At 59.9% G+C, this 762-nt stretch carries 1 protein-coding gene and 1 pseudogene; both read left to right on the forward strand.

What is annotated here, in order from left to right; all coding sequences use genetic code 11:
* A partial coding sequence (locus AC1DWI_RS25165) for an NAD(P)-dependent oxidoreductase (RefSeq protein WP_477726184.1) occupies nt 1-534 on the forward strand: 534 nt, incomplete at its 5' end.
* Between the two features lie 33 nt (nt 535-567).
* A pseudogene (locus AC1DWI_RS25170) lies at nt 568-762 on the forward strand (DNA recombination protein RmuC); the annotation flags it as partial.

The following is a 762-nucleotide window of genomic DNA, read 5'->3' on the forward strand; positions in this document are numbered from 1 at the left end:
ATCCTGGGCATGGGGCGCATAGGGCAGGGCATTGCCAAACGCGGTGCCCATGGATTTGGCATGAAGGTGATTTACCACAACCGCTCGCGCCTGGATGCAACGCTGGAAGCAGAATGCAAAGCCAGCTACGTCGGCAAGGAAGAACTGCTCAAGACGGCAGATCACCTGGTGCTGGTACTGCCGTATTCGCCTTCATCCCACCACACCATTGGCGCAGCAGAACTGGCGTTGATGAAGCCCACCGCCAACCTGATCAACATCGCACGCGGCGGTATCGTCGACGATGCCGCACTCGCTGCCGCCTTGAAGAACAAGCATATCGCAGCCGCAGGCCTGGACGTGTTCGAGGGCGAGCCCAAGGTGCATCCTGATTTGTTGACCGTACCCAATGTGGTGTTGACGCCGCATATCGCCAGCGCCACCATTCCCACACGCCTTGCCATGGCCGGGCTGGCTGCCGACAACCTGATCGCATATTTCGGCGGCAAGAAGCCGCTGACCCCGCTCAACCCCGTGGTACTKGCCGGCAAATAAGCAAGAAGAAGGCAGCAAGCGGACAATGAACASATGATGGAATCCTGGCTGATGATTGCCTTGTTGGTGGCCAACCTGCTGTTGCTGGTCTGGCTGCTGTTGCGCAAGCCCGCCGAACCAGCGGATACGGGCCGCATCGAGCTGCTGGCAAACATCGCGGCAGGCCACGACAAACTTGAGCGTGAATTGCGGCGCGAGATCGGCGACAACTCGCGCAGTAGCCGGCAG

The sequence above is a fragment of the Polaromonas sp. P3_C2 genome (assembly GCF_056402675.1).